Source organism: Sphingomonas sp. SP1 (genome assembly GCF_058313395.1).
In genome coordinates this window covers 313,038-330,834 of sequence record NZ_JBZFLC010000001.1, presented here as the reverse complement: position 1 = coordinate 330,834, position 17,797 = coordinate 313,038, and the positions used below count along the sequence as shown (strand labels likewise).

At 67.2% G+C, this 17,797-nt stretch carries 23 protein-coding genes; 5 read left to right on the top strand and 18 right to left on the bottom strand.

The annotated features are described in order from the left end of the window. Nucleotides 1–33 precede the first annotated feature (33 nt). Nucleotides 34–885: a pantoate--beta-alanine ligase gene (gene panC, locus AC4GYS_RS01765; RefSeq protein ID WP_491107396.1), complete on the top strand. Its 852-nt coding sequence runs from the start codon at nucleotides 34–36 to the stop codon at nucleotides 883–885. 69 nt (nucleotides 886–954) lie between these two features. Further along, nucleotides 955–1,263 (top strand): hypothetical protein, encoded by a 309-nt coding sequence (locus AC4GYS_RS01760; RefSeq protein ID WP_491107395.1) that lies wholly within the window; start codon nucleotides 955–957, stop codon nucleotides 1,261–1,263. Between the two features lie 60 nt (nucleotides 1,264–1,323). Here the strand turns inward: AC4GYS_RS01760 and pal are convergent, their stop codons facing one another. The 15 genes from pal to AC4GYS_RS01685 form a co-directional block, all read right to left on the bottom strand. Continuing rightward, complete coding sequence (gene pal / locus AC4GYS_RS01755; protein WP_491107394.1) at nucleotides 1,324–1,839, bottom strand: peptidoglycan-associated lipoprotein Pal; 516 nt, start codon at nucleotides 1,837–1,839, stop codon at nucleotides 1,324–1,326. A gap of 11 nt (nucleotides 1,840–1,850) precedes the next feature. After that, nucleotides 1,851–3,161 carry a Tol-Pal system beta propeller repeat protein TolB gene (gene tolB, locus AC4GYS_RS01750; protein WP_491107393.1) on the bottom strand — a complete coding sequence of 437 codons (1,311 nt, stop codon included), beginning with the start codon at nucleotides 3,159–3,161 and terminating at the stop codon, nucleotides 1,851–1,853. A gap of 8 nt (nucleotides 3,162–3,169) precedes the next feature. Continuing rightward, nucleotides 3,170–3,955 (bottom strand): hypothetical protein, encoded by a 786-nt coding sequence (locus AC4GYS_RS01745; protein ID WP_491107392.1) that lies wholly within the window; start codon nucleotides 3,953–3,955, stop codon nucleotides 3,170–3,172. Continuing rightward, nucleotides 3,952–4,389: an ExbD/TolR family protein gene (locus tag AC4GYS_RS01740; protein ID WP_491107391.1), complete on the bottom strand. Its 438-nt coding sequence runs from the start codon at nucleotides 4,387–4,389 to the stop codon at nucleotides 3,952–3,954. The genes AC4GYS_RS01745 and AC4GYS_RS01740 overlap by 4 nt, the downstream gene beginning before the upstream one ends. Continuing rightward, on the bottom strand, nucleotides 4,389–5,078 hold the full coding sequence (gene tolQ / locus AC4GYS_RS01735; protein WP_491107390.1) for a protein TolQ: 690 nt from the start codon (nucleotides 5,076–5,078) through the stop codon (nucleotides 4,389–4,391). The genes AC4GYS_RS01740 and tolQ overlap by 1 nt, the downstream gene beginning before the upstream one ends. Continuing rightward, on the bottom strand, nucleotides 5,075–5,536 hold the full coding sequence (locus AC4GYS_RS01730) for a YbgC/FadM family acyl-CoA thioesterase (RefSeq protein WP_491107389.1): 462 nt from the start codon (nucleotides 5,534–5,536) through the stop codon (nucleotides 5,075–5,077). Before AC4GYS_RS01730 ends, tolQ begins: the two co-directional genes overlap by 4 nt. 56 nt (nucleotides 5,537–5,592) lie before the next feature. Continuing rightward, nucleotides 5,593–6,744: a DUF3089 domain-containing protein gene (locus tag AC4GYS_RS01725; RefSeq protein ID WP_491107388.1), complete on the bottom strand. Its 1,152-nt coding sequence runs from the start codon at nucleotides 6,742–6,744 to the stop codon at nucleotides 5,593–5,595. Then, the gene (ruvB, locus tag AC4GYS_RS01720) at nucleotides 6,744–7,784 is read right to left on the bottom strand and encodes a Holliday junction branch migration DNA helicase RuvB (RefSeq protein WP_491107387.1); all 1,041 of its coding nucleotides are present in this window, start codon (nucleotides 7,782–7,784) and stop codon (nucleotides 6,744–6,746) included. The genes AC4GYS_RS01725 and ruvB overlap by 1 nt, the downstream gene beginning before the upstream one ends. A gap of 177 nt (nucleotides 7,785–7,961) precedes the next feature. Next, on the bottom strand, nucleotides 7,962–8,357 hold the full coding sequence (locus AC4GYS_RS01715) for a GFA family protein (protein ID WP_491107386.1): 396 nt from the start codon (nucleotides 8,355–8,357) through the stop codon (nucleotides 7,962–7,964). Next, nucleotides 8,354–8,944 (bottom strand): L,D-transpeptidase family protein, encoded by a 591-nt coding sequence (locus AC4GYS_RS01710; RefSeq protein WP_491107385.1) that lies wholly within the window; start codon nucleotides 8,942–8,944, stop codon nucleotides 8,354–8,356. The genes AC4GYS_RS01715 and AC4GYS_RS01710 overlap by 4 nt, the downstream gene beginning before the upstream one ends. Further along, the gene (locus tag AC4GYS_RS01705) at nucleotides 8,941–9,342 is read right to left on the bottom strand and encodes a hypothetical protein (protein ID WP_491107384.1); all 402 of its coding nucleotides are present in this window, start codon (nucleotides 9,340–9,342) and stop codon (nucleotides 8,941–8,943) included. Before AC4GYS_RS01705 ends, AC4GYS_RS01710 begins: the two co-directional genes overlap by 4 nt. Then, nucleotides 9,339–9,935, bottom strand: coding sequence for a Holliday junction branch migration protein RuvA (gene ruvA / locus AC4GYS_RS01700; RefSeq protein WP_491107383.1), 597 nt, complete (start codon nucleotides 9,933–9,935; stop codon nucleotides 9,339–9,341). The genes AC4GYS_RS01705 and ruvA overlap by 4 nt, the downstream gene beginning before the upstream one ends. Nucleotides 9,936–10,040: 105 nt before the next feature. Then, nucleotides 10,041–10,529: a crossover junction endodeoxyribonuclease RuvC gene (gene ruvC / locus AC4GYS_RS01695; protein ID WP_491109341.1), complete on the bottom strand. Its 489-nt coding sequence runs from the start codon at nucleotides 10,527–10,529 to the stop codon at nucleotides 10,041–10,043. Beyond that, complete coding sequence (locus AC4GYS_RS01690; RefSeq protein WP_491107382.1) at nucleotides 10,526–11,269, bottom strand: YebC/PmpR family DNA-binding transcriptional regulator; 744 nt, start codon at nucleotides 11,267–11,269, stop codon at nucleotides 10,526–10,528. The genes ruvC and AC4GYS_RS01690 overlap by 4 nt, the downstream gene beginning before the upstream one ends. A gap of 11 nt (nucleotides 11,270–11,280) precedes the next feature. Then, nucleotides 11,281–11,523 carry a DUF2312 domain-containing protein gene (locus tag AC4GYS_RS01685; protein WP_491107381.1) on the bottom strand — a complete coding sequence of 81 codons (243 nt, stop codon included), beginning with the start codon at nucleotides 11,521–11,523 and terminating at the stop codon, nucleotides 11,281–11,283. A 118-nt stretch (nucleotides 11,524–11,641) separates the two neighbouring features. Between AC4GYS_RS01685 and pyk the strand changes: the two genes are divergently transcribed. After that, nucleotides 11,642–13,105, top strand: coding sequence for a pyruvate kinase (pyk, locus tag AC4GYS_RS01680; RefSeq protein WP_491107380.1), 1,464 nt, complete (start codon nucleotides 11,642–11,644; stop codon nucleotides 13,103–13,105). A 7-nt stretch (nucleotides 13,106–13,112) separates the two neighbouring features. Here pyk and AC4GYS_RS01675 read toward each other — a convergent pair whose 3' ends face one another. Beyond that, nucleotides 13,113–13,988 (bottom strand): NAD(P)H-hydrate dehydratase, encoded by an 876-nt coding sequence (locus AC4GYS_RS01675; RefSeq protein ID WP_491107379.1) that lies wholly within the window; start codon nucleotides 13,986–13,988, stop codon nucleotides 13,113–13,115. After that, nucleotides 13,985–14,749: a histidine phosphatase family protein gene (locus AC4GYS_RS01670; protein WP_491107378.1), complete on the bottom strand. Its 765-nt coding sequence runs from the start codon at nucleotides 14,747–14,749 to the stop codon at nucleotides 13,985–13,987. The genes AC4GYS_RS01675 and AC4GYS_RS01670 overlap by 4 nt, the downstream gene beginning before the upstream one ends. A gap of 177 nt (nucleotides 14,750–14,926) precedes the next feature. On the opposite strand from AC4GYS_RS01670, the gene AC4GYS_RS01665 reads away from it, so the two are divergent. Together AC4GYS_RS01665 and AC4GYS_RS01660 are read left to right on the top strand one after the other, a co-directional pair. Beyond that, the gene (locus AC4GYS_RS01665) at nucleotides 14,927–15,721 is read left to right on the top strand and encodes a sulfotransferase (RefSeq protein WP_491107377.1); all 795 of its coding nucleotides are present in this window, start codon (nucleotides 14,927–14,929) and stop codon (nucleotides 15,719–15,721) included. Nucleotides 15,722–15,905: 184 nt separating this feature from the next. After that, nucleotides 15,906–16,619, top strand: coding sequence for a sulfotransferase domain-containing protein (locus AC4GYS_RS01660; protein ID WP_491107376.1), 714 nt, complete (start codon nucleotides 15,906–15,908; stop codon nucleotides 16,617–16,619). Here the strand turns inward: AC4GYS_RS01660 and AC4GYS_RS01655 are convergent. Next, a complete protein-coding gene (locus AC4GYS_RS01655; RefSeq protein ID WP_491107375.1) occupies nucleotides 16,586–17,758 on the bottom strand; it encodes a hypothetical protein in 1,173 nt (390 codons plus the stop codon). The genes AC4GYS_RS01660 and AC4GYS_RS01655 overlap by 34 nt on opposite strands. Between the last annotated feature and the right edge of the window lie 39 nt (nucleotides 17,759–17,797).

Genomic DNA, 17,797 nt, shown 5'->3' with positions numbered 1-17,797 from the left:
CACTTGCCGATGTTTAATGCGGGGGAATCGAGGGTGCAAATCATCCGTGGCGGTGAAGATGTCACGGCGGCGCGGCGTGGCTTCGGTGGCACGGTGGCGCTGGTTCCAACGATGGGCGCGCTCCACGAGGGGCATCTGGCGCTGGTGCGCGAGGCGCGAAGGCGGGCAAGCCAAGTGGCGGTCAGCATCTTCGTCAATCCGCTGCAATTCGGGGCGAGCGAGGACCTGGGGCGCTATCCACGGCAGGAGGCGCGCGACCTTGCCTTGCTTGACGCGGAAGGCGTGGACTTCGTCTGGTTGCCGGCGGTGGGCGACATTTATCCGGCAGGATTTGCGACCAGCGTCCAGGTGGCGGGCGTGAGCGAGCGCTGGGAAGGCGCGGCTCGGCCGGGGCATTTCGACGGGGTGGCGACGGTTGTGGCCAAACTGCTGATCGCCGTCGCGCCGGATGTTGCGGTCTTCGGGGAGAAAGATTGGCAGCAGCTCGCGGTTGTGCGGCGAATGGTGATGGACCTTGGCCTGCCCGTGGAGATCGCCGGGCTGGCGACGGTCCGCGAGGCGGACGGGCTCGCCCTCTCGTCGCGCAATGCCTATCTCAGCGAAGACGAACGGCGGCGGGCGGTGACACTTCCAACGACCTTAAGGCGAGCGGCCGCTGCGTTGCGCGAGGGGCGGTCGGCCGACGCGGTTCTGCGGGAAGCTACCGATGCGCTGACCGCGGCGGGCTTTGGTCCAGTCGACTATCTGGCGATGGTGGACGAGACGTCGCTGGAACCGATCGCGGCTGCTGGTCCCGGCGCCCGGCTGATCGCGGCGGCGCGGATCGGGAGCACCCGGCTGATCGACAATCTTTCGGTGGCGGAAACATCACAGCGATCAGGGTGATTTCCGCGTTAACCATTTGGTGACCAGCAGTGCCGCAGCTTCCTCTGCAACACGACGGGGAGATTACCAATGGCCATCAGCCTGAAGAGCGCCGAGTTTCTGATGCGGAGCCGGATCGCGGACGCGGAACGCGGCAATGTCGACGCACTGTTCGACCTGGGCGTCGCTTACTCCACCGGGCGGGGCGGCGTCATCGTCGACCTCATCGAAGCGCACAAGTGGTTCAACCTCGCCGCGCTGAACGGCTGCACGCGGGGCCAGCAGTGTCGCGCGGAGATCAGCGTAGAGATGACCGCGCGCGAGATTGCCGAGGCCCAGCGCCAGGCCCGTTCGTGGCTGGCGGCGACGGGTCACAACGAGCGGCGGATGGTTGCCTGACCCCTCGGAACCCGGCCAAAACCGGATCCCGAGAGCGCGTCGTCACCGCAAAGCCAATCGTCACCGGACGACGACGGTGACCGCCCGACGGTTGCGTGCCCAGGCCTGCTCGTCGGAGCCGGTCGCCTGCGGGCGTTCTTTCCCCCAGCTTACCACCAGCAGGCGATTCTCCGGGACACCCTGGCTGACGAGATAGTTTTTCGCCGCATTCGCACGGCGTTCACCCAGCGCCTGATTATATTCACGCGTGCCACGTTCGTCGGCGTGTCCTTCCACGCTGGCGCGAACATTGGGATTGGCGAGCAGCCAGCGCGCCTGAGCGGAAAGGACCGCCCGATCCTGGGCATCGACGATCGATTCGTCCGTCGCGAAGAAGATGGTATCGGTGCCCGCCGCGGCGACAAGGGCGGCCTGCGCTCCGGGCAGTTCGACCAGCCCAACCTCCTCCGGGTTGGTGCCGATCTCGGTCACGGTGCCTTCCGCGGCGGGCGGCGGCGTGGTGGCGACCTGCTTGCGTCCGCAGCCCGCGACGGTCAGCGCCAGCGCGGCGGCGGTGAGGATCAGGGTCTTGCGCATCTATGTTCTCCTTAGCGCTGAAGTGGTGACCAGGACGGGTCGGAGCCGTCCTGCGGGGTCGGAAGCCGGCGCGCGGTACCGCCGGCGACCGGAACGGCGAACAGGCTTGAACTGCCGGCCGGAGTGAAGCGGTTAAACATGATGAACTGGCCATTGGGCGCCCAGCTCGGGCTTTCATCCTGCCAGCCATCGGTCAGGATGCGCTCGCCACCGCCGCCGGCGTTCATGACGCCGATGCGGAACGCGCCAACCCGGACAAAGGCAATCCGGTCGCCGCGCGGGCTCCAGGCGGGCGAGGCATAGCCGCCGCCACCGAAGCTGATCCGGCGCTGGTCGGAGCCGTCGGCATTCATGACATACAGCTGCTGCGACCCGCCCCGGTCGCTTTCGAACACGATGCGGCTCCCGTCGGGCGAGAAGCTGGGCGCGGTGTCGATGCCCGGTGCGCTGGTCAGGCGGATCGGGGTGCCGCCGCCGGCGGCGTCGGTGACGTAGATATCGGTGTTGCCATTGGCCGACATCGCGAAGGCGATCCGGCGCCCGTCCGGGGAGAAGCGCGGCGCGGAGGTCAAAGCCAGGCTCGGGACCAGCAGCCGCTTGGCGCCCGTTGCGATGTCGAGCACCCATACCCGGGCGCGGCGACCCTGGTAGGACAAGTAGGCGAGGCGGCTGCCGTCGGGTGAGAAGCGAGGCGTCACGACGGTCGCTTCACCCTGGGTCAGGTAGCGCAAGTTCGCGCCGTCCGAATCCATGATCGCGATTCGCTTCAATCGGCGATCCTTGGGGCCGGTCTCGGCGACGAAAACCAGGCGGGTATCGAGGAAGGGCTGCTCGCCGGTCAGGCGGGAATAGACTGCATCGGCGCACTTGTGCGCGGCGCGGCGCCAGTTGGCTGGAGTAACCGCGAAGCCCTGCCGCACCAGTTCGCGGCCGGCAGTCACGTCGAACAGATAGCAGCCAAGGGTGAGCGCGTTGCCCGGTCCGCTTTCGAGGTAGCCGCTGACCAGATGCTGGGCGCCGGCGGAGCGCCAGGTGGGAAAGGCAGGGGCGGAAGCCTGTGCATAGCCATAGGTGGGGATGCCCTGCGGCCCCAGGGGGGTGAACTGGCCAGTGGAGCGCAGGTCGGAGGCGATGACGGAAGCGACCTGCGTGCCAAGGCTGGTATCGACCGTCCCCTGGGTCGGGATTGCCGGAACGGCGACCGTTCCCACGGTGCGCACACCACCGCCGACGATGTCGACCTCCACGGGCGGTGGCTCTTCCTGCGCGTGGGCGGCGCTGCCGATCAACAGCAGCGAGGCAATGGCGATGGATCTCAGCATAATGGTCCTCACGGCACCCGATAGGTCATGTTGATGTTGCCCCAGCCACCTTGCGGCGTGCTGTACAGTTCGGCCGGCAGGCGGAGCGGCGAGCAGGCGCGGTAGACGGCGATGGCCTGATCGGTGACAAGTTCTTCGAAGCGGGCGTTGTCGTCGTCGACGCCGCTGGTACGAACTACCGTCGGCGGGCGGCTCAGGCGGCCGGTAGGCGACAGCCGCAGGTTGAGGACCACCCGGATGCGCTCGGCGCCCGGCCCAAGGGCGGGCTGGCGGTCGGCGCAGGGCTGGATCTGCCGTTTGATCGCCTGGTCGACGCTGGCCTTTGCGGCGGCGCTGAAGGTCGCCGCGGACTGCGCGGCCGGCCGCTCGGATGGCGTGGCATCGGCAATGCCCTTGAGGAAATCGTCGCCTAGCCGGGAGGTGCGCGGAGGTGCGGGTCTGGGCCGGGCGGCTGGCGCAGGAGCGGGCCGCGTGGGCTGCGCCCGTGGAGGGGCAGGACGAGGCGCAACGATCGGAGCTGGCTGCGGTGGAGCCGATGTCGGTTCGATGCGTGGCACCGGAGGAGGCTGAGGCGCCGCGCTTCCAGCGGGCGCCTGGCTTGGCGGCGGTGGTGCGTTGGTCGGGGCGGCAGCCTGAAGCCCAACCTCGTCGCTATCGATCAGCTCGACCTCCATGCTCGGCGGTTCGGGCTCGTTCGGGACGGAGGCGAGGCTGGTGGTCAGCGCGATCACCAGCCCGGCGTGCAGCAGCAGGGCAAGCCCGGTCCCCCCGATCTCACCCCGGTCGAGCCTCATGGCTGATCGCCGCCGACCGAGACCAGCGCGACCCGATTGAGGCCGGCGCGATTGAGCTCGCCCATGACGCTCATAACCTTGCCGTAGTCGAGACCGCGGTCGGCGCGGAGGTAGATGCGCCTGCCTTCGGGCGGCGCCGGCTGGGCCGCAATGGCGGCAAGGCGCGCGGGCAGTGCGGAGGGATCGACGGGCTGGTCGTCGACGAAGATCACCCCGTTCCCGTCCATTGCGATCTGCACCGGGCTAGCCTGCTGGTCGAGCGCACCCGCCCGGGTTTCGGGCAGGTCGACCGGCACTCCGGCGACCAGCAGCGGAGCGGTCACCATGAAGATGATCAGCAGCACCAGCATGACGTCGACCAGCGGGGTGACGTTGATCTCGGCCATCGGCGCGCGGCGGCCACGGCCCCTGCGACTGGTGAGGTTCATCCCCACTAGGCGTCGACCTCCAGCTCGCGGCTGAGTGTTGCGTGGAAACGATCGGAAAAGCGTCCGAGCTTCGCTTCCAGGCGATCGAGGCCGTGAGTCAGCCGGTTGTAAGCGATGACCGCCGGAATGGCCGCGAACAGGCCGATGGCGGTGGCGAACAGAGCCTCGGCGATGCCGGGCGCGACCACTGCGAGCGAGGTGTTGTTGGCCCCGGCGATGGCGGTGAAGCTGCGCATGATGCCCCAGACAGTACCGAACAGGCCGACGAAGGGCGCGACGGAGCCGACGGTGGCGAGGATATTGAGCCGGTCCGACAGCCGATCGAGTTCGGCCGCGATCTCTCCATTCATGCGGCTGGCGAGCCGTTCACGCGTGCCGGATCGGTCGATCGCCTTGGTCCGGGTCGAGCGGCGCCATTCGTCGAGGCCGGCGGCGACGATCCGGGCGCTGGGCACCGGGTCCTTGCCGCGGCTGGCGTGAAACGCGTCGATATCCTTGGCCTGCCAGAAGTCGCCCTCCCAGCGGTCGGTGGCGCGGTTGATGCGGCGCAGGCGGGCGGCGTGCGTGATGATGATGCCCCAGGTCCATACGCTGGCGAGCAGCAGGCCGATCATCACGGCTTTCACCACCACGTCGGCATGCATGAACAGCGCCAGCGGGCTCATCATGTCGGCGGGCTGAAGTGCGCCCGTCATTGTTGTTCCCCCCGAGCAATGCTCTCAAACGTTTCGACCCACTGGCGCGGCTGGCGCGTGGGCCGGCCGTCCAGGGTCAGGAAAGCGGCGGTTATCCGCCCTTCCGCCAATATTTCCGGTCCGCGCCTGACCTGCTGATGAATAAGAACGGAGGCGGCACGAACCTGTTCGACGGTGGAGATGATCTGCAATTCGTCACCCAGCTTTCCGGGGCGGAGATACCGGATGTTCGCCTCGGCCACGGCGTAGACGCCTTCGCCGCCTTCCAGCGCGCCCCGTTGGTCGACGCCGGCGGCACGGAGCATGTCGGAACGCGCCCGTTCCATGAACTTCAGGTAATTGGCGTAGTAGACGATGCCCGCGACGTCGGTGTCCTCGAAATAGACGGTCAGGGCGAAGTGGTGTTCGCGCCCGACAAAGCCGCCGCGGTACGGCCGGCCAAGCTGGTGTTCGTTCATGTGCGCGGGCCTAGCGCCCGGTGCGGATAGCGCAACCGGAGCGGCGCGGCCCGTGGTCAGCGCGCGACGGGCCGCGCCCGATTGGCCGCCGGACCGACCTCCTGCACGAGGCGGACGAGATCGCCCTGCGGCGCGTTCATGTCGGCCAGGTGCATGCCCCAGCCGGGCAGGAAAAACCCGCCGATGCCGACTTCACCACCAATGCGGTCGGTGCGGGCATCGCGCGGATCGGCATTGACCCGAACCTCGAGATAACCCTGCGGTCCGTTGTTGACGCAGCGGGCCGAGGTCAGCCCTTCGGTGCGAACAAAGGGTGTCGGTGGAGCGCCCGCCGTGGACCAGACGATCGGTCCACCCGGGACGGGAAGGGTCGAACGGGTCGCCCAATAGCTGTCGAGCGTTTCCCAATTGCGGCTGCCCGGCCGCGCCGGATTGACGCAGCCGACGGTCATGCCGGGTGCGGGGGAGTAGCCGAACAGCGCACCCTTGGGCGGCGGGTTCTGCGTGCGGAAGCTGACGTAGCTGATGACGCAGCCCGTCTCGCCGGGGCGGCTGCATAGCGGGGTCGACTTGAAGGTTCCGCCGGTGAGCCTGCCTTCGGGCACGAGGACGTTGAAGCCGGGAATGATGGCAAGCGCCATCTGGCGCGCGAGCGGCTTGCCCTCGATTTCTTCCGCGATCAGGCGCTGAAGATGCCAGCTGCCCTGGCTGTGGCCGACGAGGACGAACGGGCGGCCGTTATTGCGGCTGGCGATATAGTAGCGGAAGGCGGCGCGCACGTCGCCGTAGGCAAGCTCCCTGGCCGGCCCAAGATCGGTGCCGACCGCCGCCGCGGCGATCGCCTGGGTCGTCATCTGCCGGTAAACGGGCGCGAAGGTCCGGCAACCGGCGGCGAAGCGGGCGAATTGTGACTGGGCGGCACCGTTTTCCTCGCTGGTCTGAAGATCGCTGTTCATCCCCCGATCCCGGCTGACCGTCGGGTAGACATAGAAGCAGTCGAGCGCGGGGGTGGCGGCGACCGGGCTGAGACCCGTCGAGCCGTAGCCGTTGGGGTTGAGCGCAGTCGTCGGCAGCGGGGTCGAACACGCGTCGCGGCGGCCCGGCAGGCACAGCCAGCTGGCCGCTTGCGCATAGTTGGGTGCGGCGGGAACCGCGACAGCGGGAGCCGCGGCGGACTGGGCGGCAAGCAAGGCAACAACAAGGCTCATCACTTCACTCCATTGCCGTCGAACAGGCCGGTTTGCGCACCGGCGGGCGGGTTGAGGCCAAGATGGGTCCAGCCGCGACCGTTGAGGCAGCGTCCGCGTGCCGTGCGGGCGATGAGGCCGAGCTGAATAAGATAGGGTTCGATGACATCCTCGATAGTGTCGCGCGGTTCGGACAGGCCCGCCGCGAGCGTTTCGACGCCGACCGGGCCGCCGCCGTAGAGGTCGGCGATCATGTGGAGGTAGCGCCGGTCCATCGCGTCCAGGCCAAGGGCATCGATCTCCAGCCGGGTCAGCGCCCGATCGGCGGTGGCAGCGTCGATGTGGTCGGATCCTGCCGCATGCGCGAAGTCGCGGACCCGGCGCAGCAGGCGACCGGCGATGCGCGGGGTGCCCCGGCTGCGGCGGGCGATTTCGTGCGCTCCATCCTCGCCAAGGTCCGCGCCGAGCAGCCGGGCGGCGCGGCGCACCACCTGTTCCAGTTCGTCCACAGTGTAGAAATTGAGGCGCACCGGGATTCCAAAGCGGTCGCGCAGCGGGGTCGTGAGCAGTCCCTGACGGGTTGTGGCGCCGACCAGCGTGAAGCGCGGCAGGTCGATGCGGACGGAACGGGCGGACGGACCCTCGCCGATCATCAGATCGAGCGCGCGGTCCTCCATCGCCGGATAGAGCACTTCCTCGACGGCGGGGTTGAGGCGGTGAATTTCGTCGATGAACAGGACATCGCCGTCTTCGAGGTTGGTGAGCAGCGCGGCAAGATCGCCCGACTTGGCGATTACCGGGCCGGAGGTGGCGCGAAAGCCGACGCCCATTTCCCGAGCGACAATCTGCGCGAGCGTGGTCTTGCCGAGGCCGGGCGGGCCGAAGAAAAGGACGTGGTCCAGCGCCTCGCCGCGCGCCTTCGCCGCCGAGATGAAGACCCGCAGGTTCTCACGCGCGCCCTTCTGGCCGACGAATTCGTCGAGCGACTTTGGCCGCAGCGCGGCATCGGCGTCTTCGGCCGTGCGCTCGGGCGTGGTCAGGCGGGCGGGATCCGTGGCCATCAAGGGTCAGGCGAAACGGTCAACTTGAACAACATGGACACTACGTCCCCCATTTGTTCGCCCCCTGCAATGGGCTTGTCGAGCGGCGCTGGAGTGCGAGAAGGGCGCGTCGGGCGCGACATGGGGCCACCTTGCACGCGGCGGGCGCTGTAGGACAGAGGGTTGGCGAGCGCCCTGTTAGTCGTGCTCGATGCCCGGGCCGGTGATCTCAAGCCAATCGTGCTTGCGTGATTCCCAGACCGAGTAAGCGGGAGCGAAGGCATGGGGATCGTCCAGCATGCCCATTGCGATGGCGATCGTCTCGGGCGAATAATCGTGCTGATAGTATAGCGCTCCGCCACAATCTGGGCAGAAATGGAAACGGGTGACGCCATTGTGACCCGCGTGGGCGTACTCACTCGCCGTGCCCTCGATCGTGACCCGATCGGCCGGAAAGCGCACCTGCGCCGCAAAGGACGAGCCGCTGCGTCGCTTGCAGTCCAGGCAATGACAGATCGATGCCCGCACCGGAGCGCCAAGCGCGGTGGCGCGGAGTTGGCCGCAGCGGCAGGAAGCGGTGTGAGTCATGGTCATGCCTCGATCTCGATCGGGGTTCCGTCGGGAACGGCGCGATAAAGCCATTCGATTTCGGGATTGGTCAATGCAACGCAGCCGTCGGTCCAGTCGGTTAGCGTGTGCCGGCTGCCAAGCGCCGCCTGGCCGTTGGGGAGACCATGGATCATGATGTCGCCACCCGGCGATACTCCCCGCCGGGACGCTGCCGCAACCTGCTCGGCGGTCGGATAGCCGATCCGCAACGAAAGGTGGAACGCGCTTTGCGGATTGTGGGCGGTGATCCGGTAACGGCCTTCCGGCACCCGCCCGTCCCCCTGCTGTTGCTTGGCTGCAAGGCCGCCCCGGCCAAGGGCGACGCGGAAGGCGCGCACCAGCTTGCCGTCGCGATAGGCCAGGAGCCGGCGGTCGGACTTGTCCACCTTCAGCGCGTCGACCCGGGGGTCGGGCAGGGCGGTGCAGCGCTTAGCCGAATAATCCCAAGCCCGGTTCCCGGCGAGGCAGGAATCAGTGCGTGCGTAATCGCCGGCGGTGGTGGCGCAAGCGGTCAACAGGCCGACGAAGATGCATGGCAAGACGCGCCAAACGGTGCGGGCAGGCACCCTCATGACGGCAGTCCACTTTCGGACGTGGCAAGCTTGGATGGAGAAGCTTGGGCGCGCCTGGTCGCCAGCATGACCAATCCGTGCTGCAGTGCGCCTCCGGCCAGGTAGGCCAGCACGTCCCGCCAGTCGGCAACGGAATGGGCCTGCACGAGAGGCACGATCACTTCCCAAGTCAGCGATGCTCCGAGCACGAGAGCGACTTTGCCGCCAAAGCTCGCCAGCAGCCGAACGACCGTGTCGGGCTTGCCCGGCCAGAGTTCGAATATCGACAGGAGGACGGCCCCGGCGATGACGTCAGGACCGTGGTCGCGCAGCAGGCTGTCGTGGTGGACCAGACCGGCGTGCACGCCTGCATAGAGCAGCATGCCGACCGCCACGATCGCCAGGTGCAGAATTCTCATTTCGCGGCCTTGCGCAGCGCCAGGCGCACCAGCGCATCCAGGGTCGCATTCGGGCCGAGCTCCTCGCTCGCGGCGGCGACGGCGCTGCTGGCTTCGGCGGGCTTGAAGCCGAGATTGGCAAGGGCGGACAGGGCGTCCTGGGTGTGGCCGCCGCGCGGAACGGTGGCGCCGGCCGTCGCGGCGAGCGCAGGAAGGCCAAGCTTGCCCTGAAGCTCCATCGCGATGCGCTGCGCCAGCTTGGGCCCGACACCGCTGGCCCGGGAGATGCTGGCCTTGTCGCCGGCCGACACGGCGCGGGCAAGGTCATCGGGCGGGAGGATGGAGAGGATCGCCAGGGCCAGCCGGCCCCCGACGCCCTGCACGCTGGTCAACTGGCGGAAGGCTTCCCGCTCGCCGGCCGAACCGAAGGCGAATAGCGTCATGCTGTCTTCGCGCACCTGCAATTCGGTCAGCAGCATGACGCTGCCGCCGGTCGGGCCGATTGCAGCCAGGGTCTTGGTGGAGGCGAGGACGAGGTAGCCGACGCCGGCGACATCGACGACGGCGCTATCGGCGGTGGTTTCGACGAGGGTTCCGGCAAGCCTTGCTATCAACGTCGCGCCATCCCGCTTGCCCTGTGCTTATCGAAGGGCGGCCCTTGTTCTGCCCATTGGTAGGAAGAAAGACAGCCCTCCGACAAGATTAGGACGGCGGATTTCTTAGCGGATCCCTCGCCCGGCACTTGCCAAATGATGCGCGTGGGTGATGGCGACCGCCAGCGCATCGGCGGCGTCAGGGCCGGCGATCCTTGCGCCGGGAAGCAGGCGCGCGACCATGGCGTGCACCTGATCCTTGGATGCGCCGCCGGTGCCGACCACGGCCTTTTTGACAAGCGTCGGGGCATATTCTCCGACTTCGATCGACGCCCGAGCGGCGCATAGCAGCGCGACCCCCCGCGCCTGCGCGAGCTTCAGGGTCGAGCCAGGGTTCTGGTTGACGAACACCTCTTCGGCGGCCGCGGCCCCCGGCCGGTGCGCGGCGATCACCGCCTCGAGCTGGGCCGCGAGTTCCAGGAGGCGCGCCGGCAGGGTGCCCGTCGCACGGGTCTTCACCTGGCCATTGGCGATGTGGCTGAGGCGATTGCCGTCGGCCCGGATGATGCCCCAGCCCGTTGAGCTGAGCGACGGGTCGAGGCCGAGGATGATCAGCCCAGCCGCTCCATCACGTCGTCCGGGATGTCGTAATTGCCCCACACGGTCTGGACGTCGTCGTCCTCTTCCAGCGTGTCGATCAGCTTCATCAGCTGCCCGGCCTCTTCCTCGCCAACCCCGACCGGGGTCTGCGGGCGCCAGGCGAGCTTCACGGCGGCGGGTTCGCCAAGCGTCGCTTCGAGCGCCTTGGCGACGTCGTGCATGCCGTCCATGCCGGTCCAGATCTGGTGGCCGTCCTCGTCGCTTTCGACGTCGTCCGCGCCGGCTTCGATGGCCGCTTCCAGCACCTGGTCGGAATTGCCGGCCGCCGCGTCATACTCGATCAGGCCAAGCCGTTCGAAGCCGTGGCTGACGGAACCGGACGCACCAAGGTTGCCGCCGTTCTTGCTGAACGCCGTGCGGACGTTGGTCGCGGTCCGGTTGCGATTGTCGGAAAGCGCTTCGACGATCAGGCTGACGCCGCCCGGGCCAAAGCCTTCGTAGCGGATTTCCTCGTAATTCTCGGTGTCGCCGGTCGAGGCCTTGTCGATCGCCCGCTGGATATTGTCCTTGGGCATCGACTGGGCCTTGGCCGCCAGCACCGCGGCGCGCAGGCGCGGGTTCATGTCGGGATCGGGCAGCCCCATCTTGGCCGCGACCGTGATTTCACGCGACAGCTTCGAGAACATCGCCGAGCGCTTTTTGTCCTGCGCCCCCTTGCGATGCATGATATTCTTGAATTTGGAATGCCCCGCCATGGGGTGCCTCCTTAATGCAGTCCGAGGGCGTTGCGATAGGTTTCGAGCAGCGCGTCGGCCTCGTCACGGGCGTGCTTCTCCATCTTCCGCAGGCGGACGACGGCCCGCATCGTCTTGGTGTCGTAGCCGTTGGCCTTGGCCTCCGCGTAGACGTCCTTGACGTCGTCCGCGACGCCCTTCTTCTCTTCTTCGAGCCGCTCGATGCGCTCAATGAACAGCCGCAGCTGATCGGCCGCGACGTTGCCGTCTGACATGTGGTCCCACCCCTATAGTGTTCGGATTCGAACCGCTCGTTAGGCGACCCGGGCGCGGCGCTCAAGCGGTTGAACCTGCCGGGCAAGCGGCTATGGCGGCGGCGCAACACGGAGGTTCATGGTGGTGAAGTCGGTCGGCCCGCGCGGGCGCAAGGTCAGGATCCTGGCGACGCTCGGCCCGGCAAGCGATACCCCGGAGATGATCGCGCAGCTGACCGAAGTCGGCGCCGATGCCTTCCGCATCAACATGAGCCACGGCGACCAGGAGACGAAGCGCCGGCTGGTGGAAACCATTCGCGAAGTGGAGCGGCAGCTTCGCCGGCCGACGACCATCTTGTTCGACCTGCAGGGGCCGAAGTTGAGAGTCGGCAAGATGGCCGGTGGCGGTGCCCTGGTCGAAACCGGCAGCCGCTTCACGCTCGACCGGTCCATCGAGCCCGGCGACGCCAACCGGGTCGAACTGCCGCACGCCGAATTGTTCGAGGCCGTGAGCGAGGGCGATCGTTTGTTGATCGACGACGGCAAGGTGCGGTTGCGGGTCGCCGCGGCCGGGCCTGAGCGGATCGACACCATCGTCGAGGTCGGAGGCCGGATCAGCGACAACAAGGGCGTCAACGTGCCCGACGTGCTGGTGCCGATCCCGGCGCTGACGGACAAGGACCGTTCCGATCTGGAATTTGCGCTGGAGATGGGCGCGGATTTCATCGCGCTGTCGTTCGTCCAGCGGGCGGAGGACGTGGAGGAGGCACGCCGGCTGGTGGGTGACAGGGCCGCGCTGATGGTCAAGATCGAAAAGCCGGCGGCGATCGAGCGGCTGGAAGCGATCCTGCAGCATACGGATGCGGTGATGGTGGCCCGCGGCGACCTGGGCGTGGAGTTGCCCGCCGAAGCCGTGCCGCCGCTGCAGAAGCAGATCGTCGCCCGCTGCCGCGAGCTCGGCAAGCCTGTCGTGGTCGCGACCCAGATGCTGGAATCGATGATCAATTCACCCACCCCGACGCGGGCGGAAGTCAGCGACGTCGCCAACGCCATCTACGACGGGGCCGATGCCGTAATGCTGTCGGCCGAAAGCGCGGCGGGCCAGTTCCCGTGCGAAGCGGTGGCGATGATGGACCGCATCGGCCGGACGGTGGAGGCCGACCCCGGCTATGCCGCGCGGGTCCATTTCACCGCGACCCCCGCCGAGCCGACCACTGCGGACGCGCTGGCGGAGAGCGCCGGGAATATCGCCAACACCGTGCCGGTGGCGGCGATCGTCTGTTATACCTCGTCGGGGTCGACCGCCCGCCGCATCGCGCGCGAACGCGGGCCGGTCCCGCTGCTGGTGATGACCGCGAGCGAAAAGGTTGCCCGGCGGATGGGGCTGGTGTGGGGCGTGCACGCGGTCAACACGCGGGATGTCTCGAGCTTCGAGGAAATGGTTGCCAAGGCCAAGCGCATGGCGCTGCGGCAGAAGATCGCGGGTCCCGGGGAGCGGGTGATCATCATGGCCGGCGTGCCGTTCGGGACGACCGGATCGACCAATGTGATGCATGTGGTGCAGCTGGTCGGGGACGAGCTGGACGATTACGGCGGCGCTTGATCCCGATTCAATTACTGGGGGGGAACAGCAGGCTTGGCACCTCGTCCGGTATCTCACGCGCCAGATAGCCAAGCGTACCGATCTTTTGTCCAAGCCGGCGACCTGCTTCGCCATGGCACCACACGCCCCACAGCAAGGCGGAAAGCGGGTCTGCTCCACGGGCGAGCAGTCCGCCGACGATTCCCGCCAGAGTGTCGCCCGAGCCCGACACCCCGAGCCCCGGACCGCCGCCCCGATAGTGGAATGCCTGCCCGTCCGGTGCGACCACGTAGCTTTCGACGCCCTTTACCAGCGTGACGCTGTCATAGCGGTCGGCGCAGCGCCGCCCGGCGGCCAGCGGGTCCGCCTCGACGTCCGCTTCCTCGCAGTCGAGCAGGCTCGCCATCTCTCCCGCGTGAGGCAGCAGGATCGTCGGGCATTGGGACCGCTGCACCGCTTCCTGACGCTTGGGCAGTGCGTGCAGCAACGCCGCGTCGAGCACAAGGGGATTGCCATTGCCGACAAGGGCGGCGGCAAGCCTGGGGCAATGGCTGTTCCCACGCAGGCCCGGTCCGGCGACGACCGCATCCGCCGTGCCGGCAAGTTTGGCGAGGGGCTTCACCGTCGAAGCCGCAAAGCCGCCATCGCGGCCCTCGGCCATTGCACATACCATCGCTTCGGGCATGGCCATGCCGAGCTGCGGCGCGGCGCTCGTGACCGTCGCGATTTGCAGCCGCCCGGCTCCGGCCCGCATGGCCGCGAGCGCCGTTAGTAGCGCTGCACCCGGCACATCGTGACTGCCGGCGACGATCAGGATCGAGCCGCGCTGGTCCTTGTCCCCGGCGGCGACGGGCGGAAGCGGGTGCCGCCGGAGCAGCGCCGCGTCCAGCTTTGCCACCGTCATCGCGTTCCCACGATGGCGTCGGGCGCGGACGTCTTGGGAGCGGCGCTCTCTTCCAGCGGGGCACCGTGGTTCCACAGCGACAGGCGCGGCGCACAGTCGAGTTCGTGCGGCTGGAAGTCGAAGGTGCAGATCCCGCAATTGAGGATATCCGCCTGCTTGTCGATGCCCAGGATCTGGGCCTCGTCCAATTCTTCGAGGATATAGCGCATGCACAGCACCACGACCTGATGACACACGATCAGCACGCGCCGGTCCGCATAATGGAGGTTGATCGAGTTCATGGCCGAACGAAGCCGCAGGATGACGTCCGCCCAGCTCTCGCCGCCCGGTGGCCGATGGTAGAACTTTCCAAGTCGGCTGCGGTGGGCGGCCTCTTCGGGAAACATCTGGCGGATGCCGAGGCTCGTCAGTCCGTCGAACACGCCAAATTCACGCTCGCGTAAACGCTCATCGATGACCGTGCGGGCCTTGCCACCGGACAGGCCACCCGCTTCGCAGATCGCCTTCGCGGTCTGGCGCGCCCGCAAATAGGGTGAGGACAGGATCACCTCGGGTCGCTGATCCTGGGGCAAGGCGGCAAACCACCGACCGGCCGCCTCTGCCTGGCGATGGCCGAGGTCCGAGAGGGGCACATCGACATCGCGGATGTCGATGCCGATCCGGGCGGCGGCGGCGGCCTCGGCCGCATCCCGGGCGACGTTGCCTTGGCTTTGACCATGACGGACCAGCCACAAGCGTTGGGGCCAGTGGGATTGCGGCATCGTTCCTCCTGTTGCCAAATGAGAAAGCATGAGGGCGGCGAAGGGTCCAGTGCACTTCCGCCATGCCGCGGAGGGGCAAGGCGGCTATCCACCACACGGACGGTGGCGACCGCCAGGTTTCTGTCGTAGGCAGCGGCCGCCATTCGCGAATTTGGCGTATTTCAGGGAAGGGTAGGCGTGGTCGTTGCGGTCGTTCTTGGCATGCACAAGTCGGGGACCAGCCTAATCAGCGAGACCTTGCACGCCAGCGGCATCGAAATGGTCGAGGGTGCACCCTCCGCCCGCTACGACCAGGGCTACCACCACGAGCGGCGCCGGACCGGCGAGATCAACAAGGACCTGCTCGGCGCACGCGGCCGGGACAGCCTGGACACGATCCGGCGGCTTGGCCTGGCGGAGGCGGATCCGGGACATGTCGCCGAGGCAAGGGCATTCGCGGCCGAGATGGATGGGAAAGGCCGCGACTGGGGGTTCAAGGATCCCCGCACCTGCCTCACCTACGAGGTATGGCGGTCGGTGCTTCCGCCCCATAAGCTGATCTGCGTGTATCGCGACCTTGCCGAAGTCATGCGGCACTATCTGTCGCGGCGGGAGGGTGCCCGGGTGGCGAAGGTGCTGGATGCCTGGTTCATCTACAACCAGGCGATGCTGGCGGCCTATCGTTCGGCGGCCCCGGGTGATCGACTGCTGCTCCATTATGGCCGGTTCATGAGCGACAAGACCAGCATCGCAGCACTCGAGCAGGTGCTAGGTCGGACAGTGACTGATCGCCGCGACCGCATGCTTCGGCGCAGGGTAACGGCGATGACCACCAAGCTACGGCTGCGGGCACTGCTGCACCGGCTAGTGACCGGTCGTGACGTTCTTGGCCTGCAGCGCGAGCTGGACGCGGTGGCCAGGATCGATGCGGCATCGCCGCGGATTGCGCCGACCGCCGCTGATTTGGCCGGCTTCGAAGGCACGCGCGCTTGACGACCCTAAACACGCCGAGCGGTGTGCTGTTCTTTGTCAGACGGGATCGATACTAAGGATGGGTCTGAAGAAAAGATTGCGTTCGTCAGCGAAGCAGTTGTGGCTCCGCATCGGCCCGGCCCGGCGCACCCGGGACGTGGTCTTGATCTCTTTTCCAAAGTCCGGACGGACCTGGGTGCGATTCATGCTGGAACGCGCGGGCGCAAGAATTGCATATTCGCATTCAGGGGCGGACAACCGCCTCGGCCTTCCGTTCGAGCGGATCGCTGACAAAGTGACGGAGTGGCGCGATCGCCGCGTCATTTTCATGGTTCGCGACCCCCGCGACACGATCGTATCCTGCTATTTTCAGGCGACGCGGCGGATCGCGGAAGAAGCGCGCTTCCACGGGACAATGGCCGAATTTATCCGTCATCCCGGGTACGGGATCGACAAGATTGCACGCTTCAATCTTCACTGGCTGGAGCAGGCCGAGGTGTTTCGGGACTTCACCGTCCTGACATATGAGGGCCTGCACGCCGACACGCCGGCAGAGCTGTCGCGCGTGGTTCGCTTCGCAATTCGGCGGGACCCGGGAAAAATACGCATCGCGCGCGCATGCGAGGCCGGTCGGTTCGACAATATGCGCAAGGTCGAGGTGGCGATCGGGGACAAGGGCGAGCAGGACAAAACTCGGCTTGGCGGCGGCGCGGTGGGTGACGCCGAGAGCCTGAAGACCCGAAAAGGCAAGGTTGGCGGCTGGGTGGACTATCTATCGCCCGAAGACGTCGCCTACTGCGAGGAGACGCTTGAGCGGTTATCCTATTGGCCACGGCTTGAGGGCTTTCTCAATAAGTATGGAGGAAAGCCGGGTCGGCTTTCGGCTCAGCCGGCGGTGGCGGCAGATACGCCAGCCTGATCGGCGATGAACGCGTCCATCAAGGCCTGTTGCCGGCGAACTTCCTCCGCATAGTCTTCGCAGACGCGGCGCGCGCCGTCCTTGTCCGCGTTGCTCAACAGGCCGACCTTGCAATCCCGGCCGTTGTCCCAGCCGGGATAGTCGGTGATCGGATAAAGGCAGATCGCCTGGATGTCGGCACCCCTGCGCATGGCGGCGCGGACTTCGCCGCAGACATAGTGCAGCCAGGCCGGACGGGCCGTGCCCTCGGCGCCCGTTTCCGAGATGAAAAGCGGCTTGCGGTAGCGTTCCCACACTTCAACCAGCATGTCGCGCAACGGGCGGTATTCGTGGTGGCCCATCGGAATGGTCGGGCCATCGTAATACCATTGGTTGTGCGGGTAGAAATTGAGGCCGATGGCGTCGACCATCTCCGCATGCCCGCCGAGTTCCGGGGCGGCCAGGCCAAGCAGCATATCGTAGGCCTCGAACTGCGAGCTGCGCATGCGCTCCGCTTCACGGCGCTGCATGCTGCTGCGGTTGTGGGGCGCGACGTGGATCAGCGGCTCGGCCCAGAAGAAACGCCGGCCGGGACAAACATGCTCCATCGCGTCGGCGGCGGCGATCGCCGATTGCACCAGCCGGCGCTTCATCCAGCCGATCGGGTGGTCGTCGTCCAGCTCCGGCGGGAAATAGCCCACCTCGAGCGCCCAGGTGAAGAAGCTGATCTCGTTGAGCGGCACGGCGCGGATCGGCTTGCCGGTGTGCTGAAGGTGCTTTTCGGCCGCGGCCGCAGCATAGGCGGCATAGGCGTGGATGAAGTCGTCGCTGCGCGGATCGTGAAAGTCGGGATAACCGTAGTGGAAGATGTCCCAGATCACGTCGATGTCGGCTTCCGCCGCTGCGTCGAGCATCGGGAGCCAGTCGGAGAAGTCGAACTTGCCGGGCACGCTTTCGATGCGGTGCCAGCGCAGGCCGTCACGCACGGAGCGGAAGCCGAGGCCGAGCAGCGTCCGATAGTCCTCTGCCGCCGTCCTGTCGTGCCGCGTCGCCCGCAGCAGATCGAGCCGCACCCCGTCCTTGCGGCGGTGTGAGGAGCATTCGAAACCGGCCATCCAGAAGCCTGGAAACAGCGGTTCAGGAGTGGGGTCGGGCGCCATGGATGGGTCGGCCTTGCCGCCGGGCTGCCGGTCGCGAAC

What these genes read in the sequence shown, in the direction of transcription:
- AC4GYS_RS01710 (WP_491107385.1), bottom strand. Translation starts at nt 8,944, where the DNA reads ATGAGGGTGCCTGCCCGCACCGTTTGGCGCGTCTTGCCATGCATCTTC.
- AC4GYS_RS01655 (WP_491107375.1), bottom strand. Translation starts at nt 17,758, where the DNA reads ATGGCGCCCGACCCCACTCCTGAACCGCTGTTTCCAGGCTTCTGGATG.
- pal (WP_491107394.1), bottom strand. Translation starts at nt 1,839, where the DNA reads ATGCGCAAGACCCTGATCCTCACCGCCGCCGCGCTGGCGCTGACCGTC.
- AC4GYS_RS01725 (WP_491107388.1), bottom strand. Translation starts at nt 6,744, where the DNA reads ATGAGCCTTGTTGTTGCCTTGCTTGCCGCCCAGTCCGCCGCGGCTCCC.
- ruvB (WP_491107387.1), bottom strand. Translation starts at nt 7,784, where the DNA reads ATGGCCACGGATCCCGCCCGCCTGACCACGCCCGAGCGCACGGCCGAA.
- AC4GYS_RS01745 (WP_491107392.1), bottom strand. Translation starts at nt 3,955, where the DNA reads ATGAGGCTCGACCGGGGTGAGATCGGGGGGACCGGGCTTGCCCTGCTG.
- AC4GYS_RS01730 (WP_491107389.1), bottom strand. Translation starts at nt 5,536, where the DNA reads ATGAACGAACACCAGCTTGGCCGGCCGTACCGCGGCGGCTTTGTCGGG.
- AC4GYS_RS01715 (WP_491107386.1), bottom strand. Translation starts at nt 8,357, where the DNA reads ATGACCATGACTCACACCGCTTCCTGCCGCTGCGGCCAACTCCGCGCC.
- AC4GYS_RS01705 (WP_491107384.1), bottom strand. Translation starts at nt 9,342, where the DNA reads ATGAGAATTCTGCACCTGGCGATCGTGGCGGTCGGCATGCTGCTCTAT.
- tolB (WP_491107393.1), bottom strand. Translation starts at nt 3,161, where the DNA reads ATGCTGAGATCCATCGCCATTGCCTCGCTGCTGTTGATCGGCAGCGCC.
- AC4GYS_RS01685 (WP_491107381.1), bottom strand. Translation starts at nt 11,523, where the DNA reads ATGTCAGACGGCAACGTCGCGGCCGATCAGCTGCGGCTGTTCATTGAG.
- AC4GYS_RS01675 (WP_491107379.1), bottom strand. Translation starts at nt 13,988, where the DNA reads ATGACGGTGGCAAAGCTGGACGCGGCGCTGCTCCGGCGGCACCCGCTT.
- AC4GYS_RS01670 (WP_491107378.1), bottom strand. Translation starts at nt 14,749, where the DNA reads ATGCCGCAATCCCACTGGCCCCAACGCTTGTGGCTGGTCCGTCATGGT.
- AC4GYS_RS01690 (WP_491107382.1), bottom strand. Translation starts at nt 11,269, where the DNA reads ATGGCGGGGCATTCCAAATTCAAGAATATCATGCATCGCAAGGGGGCG.
- pyk (WP_491107380.1), top strand. Translation starts at nt 11,642, where the DNA reads ATGGTGGTGAAGTCGGTCGGCCCGCGCGGGCGCAAGGTCAGGATCCTG.
- tolQ (WP_491107390.1), bottom strand. Translation starts at nt 5,078, where the DNA reads ATGACGGGCGCACTTCAGCCCGCCGACATGATGAGCCCGCTGGCGCTG.
- AC4GYS_RS01760 (WP_491107395.1), top strand. Translation starts at nt 955, where the DNA reads ATGGCCATCAGCCTGAAGAGCGCCGAGTTTCTGATGCGGAGCCGGATC.
- AC4GYS_RS01660 (WP_491107376.1), top strand. Translation starts at nt 15,906, where the DNA reads ATGCTGGAACGCGCGGGCGCAAGAATTGCATATTCGCATTCAGGGGCG.